At 43.6% G+C, this 2,775-nt stretch carries 3 protein-coding genes; 1 reads left to right on the top strand and 2 read right to left on the bottom strand.

All coding sequences use genetic code 11. The features are described 5' to 3' along the window. Both O9324_RS06535 and O9324_RS06530 read right to left on the bottom strand, forming a co-directional pair. The coding region (locus tag O9324_RS06535) for a proprotein convertase P-domain-containing protein (protein ID WP_288139765.1) at positions 1-268 on the bottom strand (268 nt) is incomplete at its 3' end. Positions 269-946: 678 nt separating this feature from the next. After that, positions 947-1,777, bottom strand: a complete 831-nt coding sequence (locus O9324_RS06530) for a hypothetical protein (RefSeq protein ID WP_287629406.1) — start codon at positions 1,775-1,777, stop codon at positions 947-949. 365 nt (positions 1,778-2,142) lie between these two features. Here O9324_RS06530 and O9324_RS06525 point away from each other — a divergent pair, with 365 nt between their 5' ends. Next, positions 2,143-2,637: a hypothetical protein gene (locus O9324_RS06525; RefSeq protein ID WP_002738874.1), complete on the top strand. Its 495-nt coding sequence runs from the start codon at positions 2,143-2,145 to the stop codon at positions 2,635-2,637. Positions 2,638-2,775 lie beyond the last annotated feature (138 nt).

The raw sequence follows: 2,775 nt of genomic DNA, 5'->3' as shown, positions 1-2,775 counted from the left end.
AATTAACGGCATTATCGTCAAAAGTGAGGTTAATTCCCGATAAATCCGTACTTCCCCCCACATCGGACATTAAAATTACTGTTTGTCCTTGCGGTCCGACTAAAAGAATATCAATATCATCGGGGTAAGTATGATTAATATTGTAGAGAGTTACCGTTACCCCTGTAATTGTGCCATTAACCCCCGAAAGCGTCAGGGAAGAAGGATAAGGGTTAGCGGCGGTGTTATCACTTATATTGATGGTAGAGACTTGGGTGTATGTCGGCATAAGTTTTTCCTTTCTGATTTGATGATTCGGTCATCTTTCTCAGACAAATCAACTGAGTGCGTTTTTTCAGAGCCATCGATAAGTCTGCTTTCCTCATCATTTTCATTCTAGCGACGGGCAATTTGTCTTTTGTCTAAACTACATAAAACCTTACAAACTACATAAAACCTTACAAGCTTGCAACAGTTGTAAACTTATAAACCGCAACCAGCTAGAGAAATGAAATTTCACGGGAAAGCCACTAAGCCTTAAAAGTCTTGCTATGCAAGGATCGTAGCCGCAAAAGCCAAACTACGGTTTTCCCTAAACGGAGGGAAACCCTCCCTTATCTCGTGCCAAGGTAGAACCTTGGCACGAGATAAAGCACTGATGATCTCACAAAGTCGAGAAGATTCCCAAAGGGAGCATCTAGATCAATTCTGTCAACCTACTGGTAGAACTAATAATAAGACGGACGTTCTCAGAGAATTGATCAGATAGCTAAAGATACCAAAAAGCCGTCCTACCCTAAGCGGTCATGGCGGGGTTTTGAACCCAAATTTTCGCTAAAAATATTAACTTTTATAAATTTAGTGGACAAAACCATCAGCTTATGATAGATTTTAATTAGTGTGAGGAGCGAACCAGAATAGAGAGCCGAGACGAAACATGGACAGTCGCCGGCTCTCTTTCTGTTGTTCAGGAATTATCTTTTTCTTGGCGATATTTAATAAAAGTGGGCAAATCAACCCGAAAAGAGGAATATTTCGGGGAAGGAGAGATGATAGGTGCCGGCCAATCCCTGTCTTTCTTATTTAAGGATTCTACTGGCTCAATTGTCTCTAATTCCGCTAAAAACTCATCCATGGCAGCGACTTCATCGCTTTCTTGATTCTCTGTCTGAGACCAAGGCTCGATCGCGGCTGCCTTGGCGACAATGGCTAAATCCGGGGGAGAATTGCGATCGCTACCGCGCTGGAAATACTGAGCCAAGGCCGCTTTATACTGGAGGGTGTAGCGTTGTTGACGTTGAAGACGGGTGCGTAATTCCTGCAATTGCTGGTCATAGTTGCACAGTTTTTGGCTTTTTTCCTGATAACTTTCCTGAATTAAGGCACATTCTCGCTCTAAACGGGCTAATTGTTGGCGCGTGCGGGTCAATTCTGCGGTCAAATTGGCAATAATCATCGGTTGCCGTTGTTCTGCTTGACGATACTGTTCGATTTCCCCTAAAGCTCGCTGTAATTGTTGCTTTTCGTATTGCAGTTCCTCGCTTTGCTGCTGGATTAGGGTATCGCAACTTTGCAAGCGACGATGTTGCTCGGCTAACCGCGATCGCAGTTCTGCGAGAGCTTGCTCCCGTCGCCAGATCTCCGCTTGTAATTCTTGATTTTGTTGACGTAAATGAGAGGATAGAGCCGGCCAATCTGTCTCATCTGTTGATTGACTCTCATGCTCGACAATTTCAGCAGTAATGACAGTATCCGCATGGGTGAGATGATCGAGGTACAGGTCGGAATTATCGTTCATAAAAGCCAAAGGATGAGGAAACCTAGAAGTTTAGAGACGTTAAAAGCCTTCTATCGTTCCAAAAAAAAATGGGAACCGCATTGTTAGAGACTGCCGCGCGGTTCCACTGCCGATCCTTGAGAGGAGAACACTATAAATAACTATAAGCTTATTAGGAATTTTTGTCAATACTTAATGAGAATTTTTTTCATTAAAGTAGAGGGGGGAGGGGAATCGACTAATTCCTAGATAGCTATAGTGCGGGGTATCTGGCCCGGATCCAGGGAAGAATTAGCCACAGCAAAATTGATACAAGCGCCGGTCGAGCGGGTTAGCGGCTCGATGTGCTTCAATAATCCTATAGTTTTTATTTTCCTTGTCGTATCATGCCACGTCCCCCGAAGAAAACCCCTAGCACCCCTGAACCCCCCGAAGAGCCAATTAAAACCACTCCTCCCCTACAACCTCTACAAATTATTAAAAAGGGTTCTAGGGCTGCAGTACCCCCCAAACCTCCAGAAACCCCTCCAGAAATAATTGAGGAAAAACCAGCCGAGGAAACGGTAAAATCAGTCAGTAGTGAGATAAAATCTCCTCTCCGTCCCCGTTTCGATTCGGCTCCTCCATTCCGAAAACCGATTCCCAAAGCAGAAATTCCCGTCATCGAAAAAGCGACGGGAGCTAATGGCGAAGTATTTAATCTGACCGATTCTGTCCTGATTACTGAACCTTTTGGTACTCGTATTCCTGCTATTATCGATAGTTTTTATGCCGATGATCAAGGCGAAATCTGGGCGCGACTCAAACCAGTGGAAGTTAATCCCGATTGTCGCTGGGAACAGGCCTGTATTCGCTCTCAGGGTTTGGTAAAAGCTGAGTAAAACAGTTATCAGTTATCAGTTATCAGTTATCAGTTATCAGTTATCAGTTATCAGTTATCAGTTATCAGTTATCAGTTATCAGTTATCAGTTATCAGTTATCAGTTATCAGTTATCAGTTATCAGTTATCAGTTATCAG

It is taken from the genome of Microcystis sp. LE19-84.1B (assembly GCF_027531875.1).
GTDB classification, from domain to species: domain Bacteria; phylum Cyanobacteriota; class Cyanobacteriia; order Cyanobacteriales; family Microcystaceae; genus Microcystis; species Microcystis panniformis.
This window is presented reverse-complemented; position numbering and strand designations above follow the sequence as displayed.